The 17,292-nt window shown below is 58.2% G+C and carries 16 protein-coding genes; 5 read left to right on the forward strand and 11 right to left on the reverse strand.

Translation table 11 applies throughout. The features are described from left to right. Nucleotides 1–4: 4 nt before the first annotated feature. From H9X86_RS05325 to H9X86_RS05335, 3 genes are all read right to left on the reverse strand, one after another. A complete protein-coding gene (locus H9X86_RS05325; RefSeq protein WP_204900538.1) occupies nt 5–817 on the reverse strand; it encodes a MetQ/NlpA family ABC transporter substrate-binding protein in 813 nt (270 codons plus the stop codon). A 445-nt stretch (nt 818–1,262) separates the two neighbouring features. Further along, nucleotides 1,263–2,018, reverse strand: a complete 756-nt coding sequence (locus H9X86_RS05330) for a methionine ABC transporter permease (RefSeq protein WP_204900539.1) — start codon at nt 2,016–2,018, stop codon at nt 1,263–1,265. After that, nucleotides 2,011–3,015: a methionine ABC transporter ATP-binding protein gene (locus tag H9X86_RS05335; RefSeq protein ID WP_204900540.1), complete on the reverse strand. Its 1,005-nt coding sequence runs from the start codon at nt 3,013–3,015 to the stop codon at nt 2,011–2,013. The genes H9X86_RS05330 and H9X86_RS05335 overlap by 8 nt, the downstream gene beginning before the upstream one ends. A 767-nt stretch (nt 3,016–3,782) precedes the next feature. Between H9X86_RS05335 and H9X86_RS05340 the strand changes: the two genes are divergently transcribed. The 4 genes from H9X86_RS05340 to H9X86_RS05355 all read left to right on the forward strand — a co-directional run bounded on the left by H9X86_RS05340 (nt 3,783) and on the right by H9X86_RS05355 (nt 8,853). Then, nucleotides 3,783–4,457 (forward strand): response regulator transcription factor, encoded by a 675-nt coding sequence (locus tag H9X86_RS05340; protein WP_204900541.1) that lies wholly within the window; start codon nt 3,783–3,785, stop codon nt 4,455–4,457. Nucleotides 4,458–4,462: 5 nt separating this feature from the next. Next, on the forward strand, nt 4,463–5,449 hold the full coding sequence (locus tag H9X86_RS05345) for a sensor histidine kinase (RefSeq protein WP_204900542.1): 987 nt from the start codon (nt 4,463–4,465) through the stop codon (nt 5,447–5,449). A 99-nt stretch (nt 5,450–5,548) separates the two neighbouring features. After that, nucleotides 5,549–6,232: an ABC transporter ATP-binding protein gene (locus H9X86_RS05350; RefSeq protein ID WP_204900543.1), complete on the forward strand. Its 684-nt coding sequence runs from the start codon at nt 5,549–5,551 to the stop codon at nt 6,230–6,232. Then, entirely contained in the window at nt 6,229–8,853 is a 2,625-nt protein-coding gene (locus tag H9X86_RS05355) for an ABC transporter permease (RefSeq protein ID WP_204900544.1), read from the forward strand. Before H9X86_RS05350 ends, H9X86_RS05355 begins: the two co-directional genes overlap by 4 nt. A gap of 343 nt (nt 8,854–9,196) precedes the next feature. Here H9X86_RS05355 and H9X86_RS05360 read toward each other — a convergent pair whose 3' ends face one another. The 8 genes from H9X86_RS05360 to H9X86_RS05395 all read right to left on the reverse strand — a co-directional run bounded on the left by H9X86_RS05360 (nt 9,197) and on the right by H9X86_RS05395 (nt 16,078). Next, the gene (locus H9X86_RS05360; protein ID WP_243416847.1) at nt 9,197–10,462 is read right to left on the reverse strand and encodes a sensor histidine kinase; all 1,266 of its coding nucleotides are present in this window, start codon (nt 10,460–10,462) and stop codon (nt 9,197–9,199) included. A 6-nt stretch (nt 10,463–10,468) separates the two neighbouring features. After that, complete coding sequence (locus tag H9X86_RS05365; protein ID WP_204900545.1) at nt 10,469–11,125, reverse strand: response regulator transcription factor; 657 nt, start codon at nt 11,123–11,125, stop codon at nt 10,469–10,471. Nucleotides 11,126–11,144: 19 nt separating this feature from the next. Beyond that, entirely contained in the window at nt 11,145–11,789 is a 645-nt protein-coding gene (phoU, locus tag H9X86_RS05370; protein ID WP_204900546.1) for a phosphate signaling complex protein PhoU, read from the reverse strand. 14 nt (nt 11,790–11,803) lie between these two features. After that, nucleotides 11,804–12,565, reverse strand: coding sequence for a phosphate ABC transporter ATP-binding protein PstB (gene pstB / locus H9X86_RS05375; protein WP_204900547.1), 762 nt, complete (start codon nt 12,563–12,565; stop codon nt 11,804–11,806). A 12-nt stretch (nt 12,566–12,577) separates the two neighbouring features. After that, a complete protein-coding gene (pstA, locus tag H9X86_RS05380; protein ID WP_243416848.1) occupies nt 12,578–13,471 on the reverse strand; it encodes a phosphate ABC transporter permease PstA in 894 nt (297 codons plus the stop codon). A 5-nt stretch (nt 13,472–13,476) separates the two neighbouring features. After that, nucleotides 13,477–14,313 carry a phosphate ABC transporter permease subunit PstC gene (pstC, locus tag H9X86_RS05385; RefSeq protein WP_243416852.1) on the reverse strand — a complete coding sequence of 279 codons (837 nt, stop codon included), beginning with the start codon at nt 14,311–14,313 and terminating at the stop codon, nt 13,477–13,479. A gap of 246 nt (nt 14,314–14,559) precedes the next feature. After that, the gene (locus H9X86_RS05390) at nt 14,560–15,423 is read right to left on the reverse strand and encodes a phosphate ABC transporter substrate-binding protein (protein WP_204900549.1); all 864 of its coding nucleotides are present in this window, start codon (nt 15,421–15,423) and stop codon (nt 14,560–14,562) included. A 136-nt stretch (nt 15,424–15,559) separates the two neighbouring features. After that, nucleotides 15,560–16,078, reverse strand: coding sequence for a putative ABC transporter permease (locus H9X86_RS05395; protein ID WP_204900550.1), 519 nt, complete (start codon nt 16,076–16,078; stop codon nt 15,560–15,562). Between the two features lie 156 nt (nt 16,079–16,234). Between H9X86_RS05395 and pyrB the strand changes: the two genes are divergently transcribed. Continuing rightward, complete coding sequence (pyrB, locus tag H9X86_RS05400; RefSeq protein WP_204900551.1) at nt 16,235–17,290, forward strand: aspartate carbamoyltransferase; 1,056 nt, start codon at nt 16,235–16,237, stop codon at nt 17,288–17,290. Nucleotides 17,291–17,292 lie beyond the last annotated feature (2 nt).

A 17,292-nucleotide genomic window follows, 5' to 3' on the forward strand; every position in this document is an offset into this window, starting at 1 on the left:
CTGCTTAGAACAGAGGCACCACAGCGCCGTCGTAGGTCTCCTGGATGTAGGTCTTCACCTCGTCGGACTGGAGGGCAGCCACCAGAGCCTGGATGGCCTCGTTGTCCTCGTTGCCCTCTTTGACTGCCACAATGTTGGCATAGGCTTCGGCAGCGGCGCCCTGGGAAGACTCCACAGCCAGAGCCTCGGACACCTTCAGGCCCGCATCAATGGCGTAGTTGCCGTTGATGACGGCAATATCCAGGCTGTCCAGAGAGCGGGGCAGCTGAGCGGCCTCGATCTCCTCGATCTTGTAGTTGTGGGGATTGTCTACGATGTCCAGCTTGGTGGGCTCCAGACCCACGTTGTCTGCCAGCTTGATGAGCCCCTGCTCCTGGAGCAGCAGCAGAGCACGACCACCGTTGGTGGGGTCGTTGGGAATGCCGATCTGAGCGCCGTCAGGCAGATCGGCCAGAGCGGACACCCGGCCGGCATAGATGCCGAAGGGCTCATAGTGGATGGCAGCCACACTCACCAGATGGGTGCCATTCTCAGCGTTAAAATTGTTCATGTAGGTGATGTGCTGGAAGTAGTTGGCATCGTTCTCGCCGGACTCCACTGCCTCGTTGGGCACGATGTAATCGTTGTACTCCACGATCTTCAGGGTGTAGCCCTGCTCGGCCAGCACATCCTTGGCCACTTCCAGAATCTCGGCATGGGGGGCGGGGGAAGCGCCCACGGTAATCACTTTGGCATCGTCGGTCTTGGAACCACAGCCCACCAGCAGGGACAGGGAGGCCGCAGCGGCCAGGGTCAGAGCAAGAATCTTCTTTTTCATGGTAATTTCTCCTTCATCATTTATCTGCATAAAACAAAACGCCCTCAACAGATCAACATCTGTCAAGGACGAGAGCTTTCGCTTCGTGGTACCACCTTGGTTCACTTTCACCTCACGATGAAAGCCTTACAGAGTGCGGGAGGGTGAGCTACTACCATCCGATACTCCTGTGCGATGACGGGCACTCCCGTCGCAGCCTATGCAAGGGCCCTTGCAGTCGGTGCGCAGCTCCGAGACCATGTTCACCGTGACCTTCCGTACCCGTTTCCAGCTACCCGGGCTCTCTGTGCCGTATCTTCACGCCTACTCTTCTCTTCATTGCCTTTGTGAGACCGTATTTTGTTTTACTGGGCAAAAGTATAACCTCCTCCACCCCAGTTGTCAACCAGCGCATTGCACAAAACATAAACCGAGAGAGCGTTTCGCTCTCTCGGTTTTGTACACATTATTGGAGCCCGGCCTTCTCTGCCCGGTGTTTTTTCCCAGCTGCCTTGGATCGCTTGTTGGTGATGCGTCGATCCAGGGACACCGCAAAATAGGTGCCCAGGGACTGGAAAATCTGCACCAAAATCACAATGAGCACCACGGCCACCAGCATCACCGCAGGCTGATATCGGTAGTAGCCGTAATTGATGGCGATCTTGCCCAGACCGCCGCCGCCAATGGCGCCGGACATGGCTCCGTAGCTCAAGATGGTGATGAAGGAGGTGGTGAACCCGGAGATGAGGGAGGGCAGGCACTCGGGGAGCAGCACCTTGCGGATGATCTGGAAGGGGGTGCAGCCCATGGCCTGGGCGGCCTCCAGCACACCCTTGTCCATCTCCCGCAGGGAGGCCTCCACCAGCCGGGCCACAAAGGGGGCGGCGGCAATGACCAGGGGCGGGATGGAGGCAATGGTGCCGATCTGGGTACCCACCAGCACCTTGCTCAGGGGCAGCACAATAATCATCAAAATGAGGAAAGGCACCGAGCGGAGGATATTGATGACCACGTTGAGCGCCTTCATCACCGGACGAGGCAGGGGCAGCACCCCGTTTTCCTCGCCCACCACCAGCAGCACACCCAGAATCAGGCCCAGCGCATAGGCCACCAGGGTGGCCAGAATGGTGGAGTACAGGGTCTCCCAAGTGCCGGTGAGAAACTCCTGGAGGTATTTCTCGTTGGAGAACACTTCCATCAAATCAGCCATAAACTTATCCATGATAGTCGTGCACCTCCTCCATGGTCACATTGGGTTGGTTTTTGATGTACTGGACGGCACGGGAACGCTCCTCAGCATTCTCAGGCAGGCCCAGCAGCATGGTTCCGAAGGCCTTGCCGTCCACGTTGCGGGTGTCTGCCCCCAGGATGTTCACCTTCACCCCACAGTCAATGGCCAGGGAGGCGATGAGGGGCTCATAGGAGGAGCTGCCGTTGAAGGCAATGCGGATAACGTTGGCGGCAGGCAGCTGATCCAGCACCACCCCGTCGGGATAGACCAGACGGCGGCCCGCCTCGGTCTTGGGGTTGGAGAACACCTCTTCCACCGTCCCCGTCTCCTGGAGCACGCCGTGGTCCAGAATGGCCACATGGGAGCAGATCTCCTCCACCACTCCCATCTCGTGGGTGATGATGACCACGGTAATGCCCAATCGGCGGTTGATGTCCTGAATCAGGCGCAGAATGTCCCGGGTGGTCTTAGGGTCCAGGGCGGAGGTGGCCTCGTCGCACAGCAAAATCTTAGGGTCGGAGGCCAGGGCCCGGGCGATGGCAATGCGCTGCTTCTGGCCGCCGGAGAGCTGGGCGGGGTAGGCGTCCGCCTTGTCGGGCAGGCCCACAATATCCAGCAGCTCTTTGGCCTTTTTCTTCACCTCAGCCCCCTTCTTTCCCGCAATCTCCATGGGGAAACAGATATTATCCAGGCAGGTGCGCTGCATGAGCAGGTTGAAGTGCTGGAAGATCATGCTGATGGAGCGGCGGCGCAGGGTCAGCTCCTTTTGGGACATGGCGCACAGGTCCTCCCCATCGATGACCACCTGTCCCTCACTGGGACGCTCCAGCAGGTTCAGGCAGCGCACCAGGGTGGACTTGCCCGCTCCGCTCATGCCCACAATGCCGAAGATGTCCCCATCTCCAATGGTCAGGGACACATCGTGCAAGGCGGTGAGCTCCCCCTCCGGGGTGGGGAAGCGCTTGGTGATATGTTTTAACTCAATCATAGGATCTTCTCCCTTTGTTTTCAGACAGTGGTTTGATTCTATGACAATTTTCCTACTGTGTCAATAGGGCATACATCCCATTGTCTCCTCCTCTGCTTTAGAAGTCTCTACTCCTCCGATTTCTCCGGCGCAAACCTGCGTCCCAGCCGGGGACGCTCCGCTGGGCCCCATTTCTCCCCGATGAGAAATGGGGGAAAGAATCGCCAAAGGCGGGGCCTTCCCCCGCCTTGTGGAATCCACCCCGCGGTACGGGGTGTCCCTGCGTCCTCCTCTTTGCGGCCCTTAGACTGGTGGGGTCACATAGATGGTGTGAAACTTCTATAGAAAGTACCTACTTCTCTGACAGACAGTGCTTCTACCTCCAGGGCCTTACTCTGGTGGGCCGCTGTTCCCAGCTATCGGCGGCGGGAACGCCGCTTCTCCAGGGTAGGCCCGGCTGTGGAAACCACCTGGCTGTAGGGCCAGTTGCCCAGAATAGCCTGGTGTGGTGGCACGACTAGGCGCCACAGCAAGGGTGACGGGCCGAATTTAGACTTGACGCAGGCCCAGTCTCGTACCCAAAGGGAGGTCCTTAGGGGGGAACGCCCTAAGTGGCTTTTCGTCCATTTTGGCCACTCAAAATGGACCCCAGCGGAGCGTTCCCGCCAAGAGGGGGACATTTTCCTGAGAAATCGGAGAAGAGAAGGCCCTCTCTTCACCCTTGGCGTGTTTCTCCCTGGAAAAAGACACTCATGTATGGTATCATGACCAAAAAGGCGGGTGAAACCATGCAGACGATTTTATTGGTAGAGGACGACCAGCGCATTGTGGAAAACCTCACGGAATACCTGGAGGGGGAGGGCTTCCGGGTACGCAGTGCCGAGGGCCAGGCCAAAGCGCTGGAGTGCCTGGAGCAGGAGCGGTTCGACCTGGTGCTGCTGGATATCTCTCTTTCTGACGGCAACGGCTTTGCGGTGTGCTCGGCGGTGAAAGCCCTGTACCGCCTGCCGGTGATCTTCCTCACCGCATCCGGGGACGAATACAGCACCGTCACCGGGTTCGAGGTGGGGGCGGACGACTACATTCCCAAGCCCTTCCGGCCCCGGGAGCTGCTCATGCGCATCAAAAATGTACTGCGGCGCACGAGTTCCGGCGGCGGTCTGGTGCGCCTGGGCCCAGTGGAGGTGGACACGGTACGGGGCCGGGCCACCAAGGACGGGCAGGACTTGAATCTGTCCGCCCTGGAGTACCGGCTGCTGCTGATGTTTCTCAACCACCCCGGGGCAGTCCTCACCCGCAGCCAACTGCTGGAGGGCATCTGGGACATCGCCGGGGACTTTGTCAATGACAATACCCTGACGGTGTACATCAAGCGGCTGCGGGAGAAAATCGAAGACGACCCCCAAGCCCCCGCCCTCATCAAGACTGTGCGGGGCATGGGGTATAAAGCGGAGATGGGGTGAGGGCTTTGGAACACAAAACACGCACCCATCTGATGTATCTGGCCCTCACCCTGGCTGTCACCGGGCTGGGGGTGCATTTTGCCGGGGTACGAGGGCTGCTGCTTCTCCCTCTGTGCCTGGGCTTTTGGGGAATTGCAGCGTGGAACACTGCCCGCACCGACCGGGAACTGGCTCAGCTCTCCCAGACCCTCAACCGCATCCTCCATGGGGAAGAACACCTGGAGGTGGAGGCGTATACCGAGGGCGAGCTGGGCATTTTACGCAGTGAGATCCACAAGATGACGGTGCGCCTGCGGGAGCAGCAGCAGACCCTGCAAGAGGACAAGGTGTATCTGGCCAACTCCCTGGCTGATCTGTCCCACCAGCTGCGCACCCCGCTGACCTCCATGAATCTGGTGGCTGAACTGCTCACTCGGGAAGACCTCACCCCCCAGCGAAAGGCCAAGCTGTGCCGGGAACTGTCCCAGCTGCTGGGTCAAATGGACTGGCTGGTGACCACCCTTTTGAAGCTGTCCAAGCTGGAGGCAGGCACCATTCCCTTTCGCTCCGAGACCATCCCTCTGGAGCAACTGGTGGAACAGGCCGCCGCCCCCTTTCTCATCCCCATGGAGCTGCGGGAACAGGCCTTTCGGGTGGAATGCTCTGGCACCTTCACCGGGGACGTACACTGGACGGCGGAGGCGGTGGGCAACCTCATCAAAAACGCCATGGAGCACACCCCTGCGGGGGGAGAGATTACCATACGAGGGCGGGAAAATGCCCTGTTTAGCGAGCTGGTGGTAGAGGACACCGGGCCAGGCATCGACCCCCAGGACTTGCCCCACCTGTTTGAGCGGTTCTATCGAGGCTCCTCCCGTACCTCCCACGGCTTTGGCATCGGCCTGTCCCTGTCCCAGCGCATCGTCACCGGCCAGGGGGGTACCATCCAGGCCCGCAATCGAAGCCCTCAAGGGGCACAATTTATTCTGCGATTTTACAAGGGGACCGTCTGAGAAAGCGGTCCCCTTTGTGACGGATGTGTCACTTAAAAGTCACGGCCCTGTCACCTGGTTCTGTTATGATATAGCCACAATCCCAAAGGAGGAATGAACATGGAACTGCTTCGTGTGGAGCACTTGTGCAAAACCTACGGCACCGGGGAAAATCAGGTCAAAGCCCTGGATGACGTGTCTTTTTCCGTCAATCGAGGGGAATTTGTGGCCATCATCGGCCCCTCCGGCTCGGGTAAGTCCACCCTGCTGCACTTGCTGGGGGGCGTAGACAAACCCACCAGCGGCAAGGTATATGTGGACGGCTGTGACGTGTACGCCCAAAACGAGGAGAAGCTGGCCATCTTCCGCCGCCGTCAGGTGGGGCTCATCTACCAGTTTTACAACCTCATTCCCGTGCTGGACGTGGTGGAGAATATGACTCTGCCCGTGCTGCTGGACGGGCAGAAGGTCAACCCCAAGCGGCTGAATGAGCTGCTGGACACCCTGGGACTGCGGGGCCGGGAGCGGCACCTGCCCAACCAGCTCTCCGGCGGTCAGCAGCAGCGGGTGTCCATTGGCCGGGCGCTGATGAATGCCCCGGCGGTGGTGCTGGCCGATGAGCCCACGGGAAATCTGGACTCCAAGAACAGCCAGGAAATCGTAGAACTTCTTCGGCTGTCCAACCGCACCTACAACCAGACCCTCATTGTCATCACCCACGATGAACAGCTGGCCCTCCAGGCCGACCGGGTGATTGCCATTGAGGACGGCAAAATCGTGCGGGATGAGGTGATTCGTCCATGAACGTGCTGCGCAAAGTCACCCTGCAATCCCTGCGGCAAAACCGCACCCGCACCATTGTCACCATCATCGGCATCATCCTGTCCACCGCCATGCTGTGTGCCGTGACCACTTTCACCTCCAGCTTTCAGCAGTATCTGCTGGACGGGTATATCTACTCCTTTGGCAGCTGGTACGTAGGCCAGAAAAGCCTCCCTTACAACCAATGTCAGCAGTTGTCCCAAACCGAAGGCGTAGCCAAAACCGTGTATTTGCAGCAGCTGGGCTACGCCGAAACAAATACCAGCCTCAGCGAATCCACCCCCTATCTCTATGTACTGGGCTTGTCTCCTCAAGACACCGACTTACTTCCCCTTCACCTCTCCCAGGGCCGTCTGCCCACCTCGCCCGACGAGATTGTCCTCACCCAGTCCTTTTTGGACAACAGTTCCCACATCTATCAGGTGGGCGACACCCTGACCCTGGGCTTGGGCCAGCGGATGTCGGACGGTCTTGCCCTGGGGGAACAAAACCCCTATAACTTTGAGGAGGGGGAGACTTTGGAGGTTCGGGAGACCCGCACCTATACCGTGGTGGGCATCTGTGAATTCTGGGGCCTAGACACCTACTCAAACCCTGCATACACGGTCTTTACCGCCGCAGATCCCAACCTATCCGACGATACCCTATGCAACGTGTATCTATCCCTGGAAGATGCACACCAAGTCTATACTTTTCAACAGGACCACAATCTAGAGGAAACCAACTCCAATGTGTTGATGTACTCCGGAATATCCCGATACGGCAACTTCTACGCAGTCATCTATCGCCTGGCCACCATCGTCCTTGTCATGATTGTGGCCGCCTCGGTGATCCTCATCTACAATGCCTTTGCCATCTCGGTGTCCGAACGCACCCGGCAGTTTGGGCTGCTCTCCTCTCTGGGGGCCACCAAAAAACAGATGCGAAAAATGGTGCGCTTTGAGGCCCTGGTGCTCAGTGCCATTGGCGTACCCCTGGGCGTCCTGTCCGGTATTCTGGGCATTGGAATCACCCTGCACTTTTTGGGTGATCTCTTCGCCTCTCTGCGCAGCACTTCCGCTGTCTCCATGGAGCTTCATGTGTCCTGGCTGGGGGTGCTCATTGCGGTGGTGCTGGGCGTGGTGACGGTGCTGCTGTCCGCCTGGATCCCCTCCCGTCGGGCCACGAAAGTCTCCGCCATGGAGGCCATCCGCCAGTCTCAGGACATCCACGGTACCCGAAAGCTGGTGCGCCCCTCCCTGCTGACCCGGAAGCTGTTCGGCCTGCCCGGGGTCTTAGGCGTCAAGTACTACAAGCGCAGCGCCAAGAAATACCGCACCACCGTCTTTAGTCTCTTCCTCAGCGTGGTGCTCTTTGTCTCCGCCTCCTCCTTCTCCTCCTCCCTGGCCCAATCGGTGTCGGGTGCCTTCGGTGGAGATACCTATGACCTGCGCCTGTCCTTCTCCCCGTCCAAGCTGGATGTCACCCCCCAACAACTCCAACAGCAACTTAAGAATCTGAGCAGTGTGGATGACGCAGCGCTAGTGGTGGAGTTTTCCTTGGCAGGTGCCTACCGTCCGGAAGATGTAACCCAGCAAATGTGGAACCTGTCCACTCCCATCCAAGGAACGGTGTACCAATCCCTGACGGTAAGTTTTGTGGACGACGAAACCTATCAGGCCCTATGTGAGGAGCGGAAGCTGGACCCCGCCTCCACCTCTGGCATCGCCTTCGACGGCACCACAGCCTTTGACGAACAGCAGGAGAAGTTTGTCCATCTGGACCAGTTGAGCAATCCCACTTCTCTGACTGCCTTGACCTTTGATTCCATCCCCAACCACTATTGGAACGGACCTTTGGAAGGAGAGGATGAAACCACTCAGATGCAGGCCATTGACGCAGATACCGGAGAATCCACCTTCTACCCCCTGGAACAGGTGTCTCACACCATCTCCCTGAACGTGTCCTCAGTACAAGCAGATTGGCCCTATTTCTTGGCCAACGAGGGAGCCGTCAAGGTGCTCTACCCCCTGTCCCAACTGGAGGACTTCCCCCTGGAAGCCTCGGAGGAAATCTACTACTCCTATATCTATATGTTGGCCTCGGACCACCAACAGGCAGAAGAGGACATCCAGACTTGGCTGTCCGCCCATAAAATGAGTGCCCGTGGTCTGCGCAACTACGCTGGCTCCCAGGAAGCTGACCGGAACATGATCACCATCATCAACGTGTTCTCCTACGGCTTCATCGCCCTCATCTCCCTGGTGGCTATGACCAACGTGTTCAACACCATTTCCACCAACGTGATGCTCCGCACCCGGGACTTCGCCATGCTCCAGTCGGTGGGCATGACCCGGCGGGAGATGCGGCGGATGCTGGGCTTTGAGTGCATCCTCTACGGCACCCGGGCCCTCCTGTTGGGCATTCCCGTGTCCATCTTCATCAGCTACCTCATCTACGATGCCATTTCCTATGGCTACCCCCTCCCCTTCCAGGTGCCCTGGATTCCCCTGGGCATCGCCTGCCTGAGCGTATTTGTGGTGGTGTTTGCCACCATGGCCTACGCCGCCCGGAAGGCGGGAAAAAAGCAGCTGGTGGAGGCGCTGAAAAACGAAAACCTATAAAAAGCAAGTGCTATCCGCTCTGGATAGCACTTGCAGACTGTCGAAAAAGCTCACGTCAATGCAAGAAGGGCAGATGATCTTGCATCGTCAAAAAGCCCTCGGCAGAGTTTTTCCATCCGAGGATGGAAAAATAAATCAAAATCTGTTTTTTTCGGGGACATGAGCATCGAAAAAAACACATCTCAGCCCGCCAGTGTGGAATCGGGTCGTCCTTTGACCCGATTCTGCGCGCAGCGGGCTGCATCCCCTCGAAAAAATGCTTGCATTTTTGAGAAGCGTGTCGAACTTTTTCGACACGCTCCAAGTGCTATCCGCTCTGGATAGCACTTGTTCTTTCTTGTATTTACTTCTTGGCCAAAGGCAGGGTCACCGACACGGTGGTACCGGAGCCCACCACACTGGCCAGCTTGATGTTGCCCTCGTACAGGGCCACAATGTGCTTGACGATGGCCAGCCCTAAGCCGGTACCGCCAGCGACACGGCTTCGCCCCTTATCCACCCGGTAGAACCGCTCAAAGACACGGCTCTGGCTCTCCTCGGGGATGCCGATGCCGGTATCTGCCACCACAAAGTACGCCTGGTTGCCCACAGGCTCCACGGTGACGGTGACCCGTCCCCCCTTGCGGTTGTACTTGATGGCGTTTTCCATCAGGTTGATGGCCACTTCCTTGAAGCGGTCAGGGGCGATGCAGGCCTCCACCTCACCACCGGTGACGTTCAGCTTGACCCCAGCCTTCTCCGCCTGGGGCTGGAGAATGGTCTCCACCTCCCGGGTGATGCTCATCAGAGGCGCCCGCTCCATGCCGGTGGCACCCGCCACGGTCTCCAGCTCAGAGACGGTGAGGATGTCATCCACCAGGGTGGACAGGCGATCCACCTCCACCGAGATCATGGTCAGAAATCGCTTCTGATCCTCCGGCTTGGACACCATGCCCGACGAGAGCATATCGGTAAAGCCCTTGATGGAGGTCAGGGGGGTCTTCAGCTCGTGGGTGACATTGGCGGTAAACTCACTGCGTGCCGATTGCAGGGTCTCATCCACCTGGCGCACTGCCACCTCCGCCTCTTCCACCGGCTTTGCAGTGGAGGTGGCCAGCCGCCGAGCCAGCACAAAGGCCAGCACCAGAGACAGCACGGCAGCTACAATCAGACCAACAGCGGTCTGGGCCACCAAGGCGTTCACAGAAGACAGGGACATGGCCGCCCGACCTATGTATCCATCGGTGAACACCCGGGCCACATAGAGAGTGTTGATTCCCGTGGTTGCGGAGCGGCGCACATCCTCCCCCACTCCATCTTTCTTGGCCAGCACCACTTCCGGACGAGCGGTATGGTTCTCCTGGGGCTCGGCATCGGTATCTCCCATCACCGTCCCATCCGGGGCAATGATGGTCAGACGCTTCTCCGGAGCCGCCTTGGTGAACTGCTCCAGCAGCTCCTCCGTCCAAGTCTCATAGTTCTGGGCATCCATGAGAGCCAGCAGCTCGGTGAGATTGGACCGGGCGGTGGACATTTCCCGCTGGCGGAAGATCCAGATGCCCACCACAGCGGAGAGCACCACAGACAGGGCCGCAATGAGAAAAATGGATATGGTCAGCTTCTTTTTCAACGTCTTTCACCCCATTTTATAGCCCACAGAACGCACCGTGGTGATGTAGCCCTCTCCCAGCTTCTGGCGCAGGGCCTTGATGTGCATATCCACGGTGCGGGTCTCCCCGGTGAAGTCGTAGTCCCACACGGCGGCGAGGATCTCGTCCCGGGTGAGCACCGTACCCCGGCGGCGCACCAGCAGACACAGCAGCTCAAACTCCTTGTAGGTCAGAGCCACATCCTCCCCACCCCGGGTGACGGTGCGTCCAGCAGGATCAATGACCAAATCCCGATAGCGCAGCATGGGGTCCCGATCCCCCACCCGGCGCATCACGGCATTGACCCGGGCTTGCAGCTCCATGACCCCGAAGGGCTTGGCGATGTAATCGTCCGCCCCCAGATCCAGGGCAGTGACCTTGTCCATCTCGGTCTGGCGGGCAGTGAGCATGATGATGGGCAGCTTGGCCGTGGCCTCCTCTGCGCGCAGGCGGCGGACAATCTCCAGCCCGTCCATGCCGGGGAGCATCCCGTCCAGCAGTGCCAGGTCTGCCATGGGAGCGGCGGCAAAGAAATCCTCTCCGCTCTCAAAGGCCAGTACTTCATGACCCATGGATTTGAAATAATACTCTAACATGGTGCGGATGGACTCGTCATCCTCCACCACCGCAATGCGTAGGGCCATGGCAGCTCTCTCCTTTTTCTTACTGAATTTCTCCGGTGACACAGAAGATTGCCCAGTTGGCAATGTTCACGGCGTGGTCAGCCACCCGCTCCAGGTACTTACCGATGATGATGAGATCCACCGAACGGTCGGAGTGGTCAGCCCGGCTGGCAATGCGCTCCACCAGGATCTTTTTGAGCTGGACAAACAGGTCGTCCACCACATCGTCCAGGTTGATGACAGCCCGGGCGGTGTTCTCATCCCGATCCACATAGGCAGCAATGGCCTGGCGCACCATAAGCCCCGCCTGGCGGCTCATGGCCACGATCTCCTGGGGCACCTCGGGCTTTTCGCCGCTCTCGGCAATGAGCAGAGAGATCTCGGCAATGTTGGCGGCCTGATCTCCAATGCGCTGCAAATCGGTGACCATCTTCATGGCAGCGGAAATGGTGCGCAGGTCCCGGGCCACAGGCTGCTGGCGCATCAGCAGGGACATGCAGCGGTTCTCAATGTCCCGCTCCATCTGGTCCATGGTGTTGCGCATCTCAATGGTGGCCTTCGCACCCTCCGCCTTACCCTGGGTGAGGGAGGCGGTGACCAGGTCGATGGCATCCTGGGTGACTGTGCCCATGGCAGTGAGCTGGTGACTGAGCTCCACCAGCTCAGCGTCAAATGTTTTTCTCATACAGCATTTCCTCCTTAACCGAATCGTCCGGTGATGTAGTCCTCGGTGCGCTTATCCTTGGGGACAGAGAACAGCTTCTCGGTGTCGTCTACCTCCACCAGCTCGCCGTGGAGGAAGAAGGCGCAGCGGTCGGAGATACGGGTGGCCTGCTGCATGTTATGGGTCACAATCACTATTGTATACGATTTTTTCAAATCTGCAATCAAATCTTCGATTTTCGATGTGGAGATGGGGTCCAGAGCAGAGGTAGCCTCGTCCATGAGCAGCACGTCAGGCTCCACTGCCAGGGCACGGGCGATGCAGATTCGCTGCTGCTGGCCACCGGACAGACCCAGAGCGGACTTCTTCAGACGGTCCTTCACCTCGTCCCAGATGGCAGCGCCTTGCAGGGCCTTCTCCACGATCTCGTCCAGCTGCTTTTTGTTGCGGATGCCGTGGGTGCGGGGACCGTAGGCGATGTTGTCGTAAATGGACATGGGGAAGGGATTGGGCTTTTGGAACACCATGCCGATCTGCTTGCGCAGCCAAGTCACATTCACTTTGGGGTCGTAAATCTCCAGGCCCCGGTACTGTACGCTGCCCTCAATCTTCACCCCCGGCACCAGGTCGTTCATCCGATCCAGGGTCTTGAGGAAGGTGGATTTGCCGCAGCCGGAGGGGCCGATGAGAGCAGTGACCTGGTTCTGGGGAATGTCCAGATTGATATCTTTGAGGGCGTGGTTTTCGCTGTACCACAGGTTCAGGCCCTTGGCCGTAAGGATAATATTATGGTCCATAATGGCGTCTCCTTAGTTTTTCTTTAATTTTTTACCCATGAACTTGGCAGCCAGGTTGATGACCAGGGTGATGACGATGAGCACCACAGCCACCGAGAAAGCCAGATCGAAGTCGGCACGCACCTTGGCATAGACGTACAAGGCCACGCTGAGGGTAGAGCCGGAGCTGGAGAGAAAACTCTCCAGTCCATTCTGGAAAAAGTCCTGCATCCGCATGCTCATACCCACGGTGTACAGCAGCACGGCAGACTCACCCACGATGCGGCCAATGGACAAAATACAGCCGGTGACAATGCCGTCGATGGAGGAGGGAAGCACCACGGTGCGGATCATGTGCCACTTGCCTGAGCCCAGACCCAGAGAGCCCTCCCGGTAAGACTGGGGCACGGTTTTCAGTGACTCCTGGGTGGTGCGGATGACGGTGGGCAGGGTCATGATCACCAGGGTGAAGGCGCCGGCAATCAGGGTTTTGCCCAGAGCCAGAGATTCTGCAAAGACCAGCACACCCACCAGGGCGTAGATGATGGAAGGGATACCAGCCAGAGTCTCAGTGGCAAACTCAATGGTGGCAACCAGTTTGCGGTTGGTGGCATACTCTGTGAGGTAGATGGCGGCTCCCACACCCAGAGGCAGCACCACCACCAGAGTGGCCAGAATGACGTACAGCGTGTTGAGAATAGCGGGGCCAATGCCCTGAATGTCCTTGACCACGCTTTCCTCAGTGGTGAGGAACTGCCAGGAGAGGTTGGGCAGACCACGGTAGAAGATGTACACCAACAGGAAAACCAGCAGTCCCACCACAATGGCGGCGGCCACATAGATCAGGGTGCGCATGACCCCGTTGTACACTTTTCGGCTGGCAGACAGCCCCTGATCCATGACCAGTTGTTGATTCATAGGTTCCATTTCGCTCACCCCTCCTTCTTTCGCTTGAGAACTACGTTGAGGATCACGTTGATGAACATGATGAACAGGAACAGCACAAGCCCGATGGAGAACAGGGCCTGGCGCTGCAGACCGCTGGAGTAGGCCAGCTCCACGGCAATACCAGTGGTGAGAAAACGAACGCTGGAGAGCAGGTCGGGCATGTTAGCCACGTTGCCCGCCACCATCATGATGGCCATGGCCTCACCGATGGCACGGCCCACGCCCAGCACCACTGCCGCAGCAATACCGCTTTTGGCGGCGGGGGCGGAGACACGGAAATAGGTCTCGATCTCGGTGGCGCCCAGAGCCAGGGAGGCCTCCTCATACTCCCGGGGCACCGCATTCAAGGCGGTCTCCGACACGGAGATGATGGAGGGCAGGATCATAACCGCCAGCACCACGATGGAGGCCAGCAGGCTCTCACCAGCGGCGGTTTTGAAGGTGGTGCGCACAAAGGGCACCAGCACCATCAGACCCACCAGACCGTAGACGATGGAGGGAATGCCTGCCAGCAGGTCCACCACAGGACGAATCACACTGGCCACCCGGCGGGGCGCCACCTTGGACAGGAACATGGCCATAAGAAAGCCAATGGGCACACCAATGACGATGGCCCCGGCAGTACCATAGACCGAGGTGAGGATCAAGGGCAGGATGCCAAATTTAGGCTCCTCTGCTGTGGAGGCCCACTCGGTACCAAAGAGGAATTCCGCCAAGCCGATCTCTTGGATGGCGGGCAGGCCGGAGAGAATGAGATAGATGGTAATCACCAGCACGAATGCAATGGCAATAAAGCCACAGATGAAGAAAATGAGCTTCATCACCGATTCCAGCACATGGAGGTTCCCGGACTTGGCTCCGGACTTGGAGCGCTCTCGTTCAGGCTGTGCCAGAGGCTTGCTTAGGGCTTTTTCTTTCATAGATACAACCTTCTCCTTTTGATCTCCTCTGCTGGGAAAAAATACGGAGCCTTTCCGCCTCTTTTCCCAACAGAGGGGCCATGCACCAGAACAAGCCCCCAATCGTGTGGGAGCTTGTTCCGGTTATGACCATGGGTGAATTTGAATTTAAGCGTTGGGGGACACGCAGCCAGCGGCCTCCACCTCGTCGGCGGCATCAGCGCTCATGGCCCACTCCAGGAAAGCCTGAGCGGCATCAGACAGCTCCACGCCTTCCTTGGTAACCATGACGAAGGGGCGCTGGATCTTGTAGGTGCCGTCAGCCACGGTGGCCTCGGAGGGAGTCACGTCGTCCACAGCCACAGCAGTGACCGTCTTGTCCACAGCGGACAGGGAGGCGTAGCCGATGGCGTTGGGGTTGCCGGCCACAGAGCCGATGACCTCACCGGTGGACTCGTACTCGTTGGTGTACTTGCACTGATCCTCCACACCCACGATCTCCTCGAAGGCGCCACGGGTGCCGGAAGCGGCGTCACGGCCGATGACAGCGATCTCAGCGTCAGCGCCGCCCAGCTCGGACCAGTTGGTGATGGTGCCGTTGTAAATCTGGGCAATCTGCTCCACAGTCAGGCTGGCCACCTTGTTCTCAGGGTTGATGACGATGGCCACGCCGTCCAGAGCCACGATATTCTCCACAGCGCCATCAGCCTTCTCCTCATCGGTCAGAGCACGGGAAGCCAGGCCGATGTCCACAGTGCCGGCCAGAACATTCTTGATGCCGGAGCCGGAGCCAGTGCCAGAGTAGTTCACGGTGACGCCAGGCTGCACGCCTTCAAAAGACTCCTGGAAGGCGGCCATCACGTCGGCCATGGAGGTGGAGCCGTCGGTGTTGACAGTACCAGAAATGCTTTCGGTCTGGGGAGCCTCGGTCTTGTCGGTGCCAGCGTCGGACTGCTCAGCACTCTTGTTGCCGCAAGCGGCCAGGCTAAAGGCCATGGCGCCGGCCATCAGCACAGCGATAAACTTCTTCATTTTTTTCGTCTCTCCATTTCATTTATGTTTGATGATTTTCCTCGTTTGGGAACAATACCGAGTTTACAAAAGAATTGTAAAGTGTGCGCTCATGACTTTGTAAAGTCTGTGTAAAGTCCCCTGTTTCTTTGCATTCCTAGCGATACCATCTTAATACTACGGTGTTTTTCTCCCGTTTTAGTGCAATACTACTAATCAGGCAGTCAGCCGCCAACACGATCCAGGCAGGCACTGTAAATATGGTTGGAATGGCGGAAACACAAATCTTTACAAAAGGGTGTACTGTGTAAACCAGCCCCAGCGCCAGCCCTGACCAGGCCACTGAGAAGGGCAAACACACCAAGCCCCCCAAATTCCACCGAACCTGGGAGTAATCCCAAAAGCACACCCCCAACCCATATTTATAATAGAGTCCGAAGAGCAGCTCCACAGCCGTGGACACTGTAAACCCCACCCCCATCACCCACAGAGGATGGGAACCGGGGCCGCACAGGGCGGCAATGGCCACCCCGCCCACCCCGTACACCGGGCACATGGGCAGCAGCAGCAGGCACTTGCGTCCACTTCCATGCCCGTGGACAGCCTTGGCGTAGGCCACCTCCAGCAAGTACCCCAAAAAGCCGTATACCAATAGATACCAAATCAAGTTATTCATGGCTCATCCTCCCGTCTGACTAGTGTGTCCCAAAGGGAGGATTCTCATGAAGTGTATAAATTTTTTCTTTCAGGACGGATTTTTACCACCAGTTACCTGTTGTTTGGCCGATAGGATTGTGATACAATGTATCGAACTTTGCAAGGAGGGACCGATATGCGTCATTTGATTGACTTCGGGGATTTGTCCAGACAAGAATGGGACGAGATTTATCAGCGGGCTGCCAAAATTATTGACAACCCAGAGCAATTTTTGGATGTGTGCCATGGCAAGGTGTCCGCAAACCTGTTCTATGAGCCCTCCACCCGCACCAACTTCTCCTTTCAGACCGCTATGATGCGCCTGGGCGGATCGGTATTCGGCTTCGCCGACCCCAACTCCTCCTCGGTGTCCAAGGGCGAAACCTTGAAGGACACCATTAAGATCGTTTCCAACTACGCCGACGTCATCGTCATGCGCACCCCCTGGGAGGGCGCTGCCAAGGCCGCCTCTCTCTACGCTTACGTGCCGGTCATCAACGCCGGAGACGGCGGGCATATGCACCCCACCCAGACCACCGCTGACTTGACCACCATCACCCGACTGCGGGGCAGCGTGGACGGGTTGTCCATCGGCCTGTGCGGCGATTTGAAGAATGGGCGCACGGTTCACTCTCTCATCAAGGCCCTGGCTAAATTCAATGACATCCGCTTCTACCTCATCGCTCCCCGGGATCTGGCCATCCCGCAGTATCTGCGCCAGTTCATGCAGGAGCACAACATGCCCTTTGTGGAGGTCACCGGTCTGGAGACGGTCATTCCCCAGTTGGACGTGCTGTATATGACCCGCATCCAAAAAGAGCGGTTTGTGGATCCCCTGGAGTATGAGCGCAACAAGGGCATTTATGTGCTCACCCGGTCCAAGCTGGAGCGAGCCCGGGAAAACCTGCTCATCATGCACCCCCTGCCCCGAGTGGACGAGATCACCGTAGATGTGGACGACGATCCCCGGGCGGTATACTTCCAGCAGGCTCGGTTTGGCATGTTTGCCCGTATGGCTCTGCTGTCCGATCTGGCCAACCAGCCCCGCATGACCCCCGACGCCGTGGAGATCGGCACCAAACCTGTGTGCCACAACCCCCGGTGCATCACCCAGACCGAGCACTACCTGCCTCCTCTGGTGAAGAAAAACGGCGGCGTGGACTGCTGCGCCTTCTGCGACGCACCCCTGTGAGT

The sequence above is a fragment of the Pseudoflavonifractor capillosus genome (assembly GCF_016902575.1).
Classification (GTDB): domain Bacteria; phylum Bacillota; class Clostridia; order Oscillospirales; family Oscillospiraceae; genus Enterenecus; species Enterenecus capillosus_A.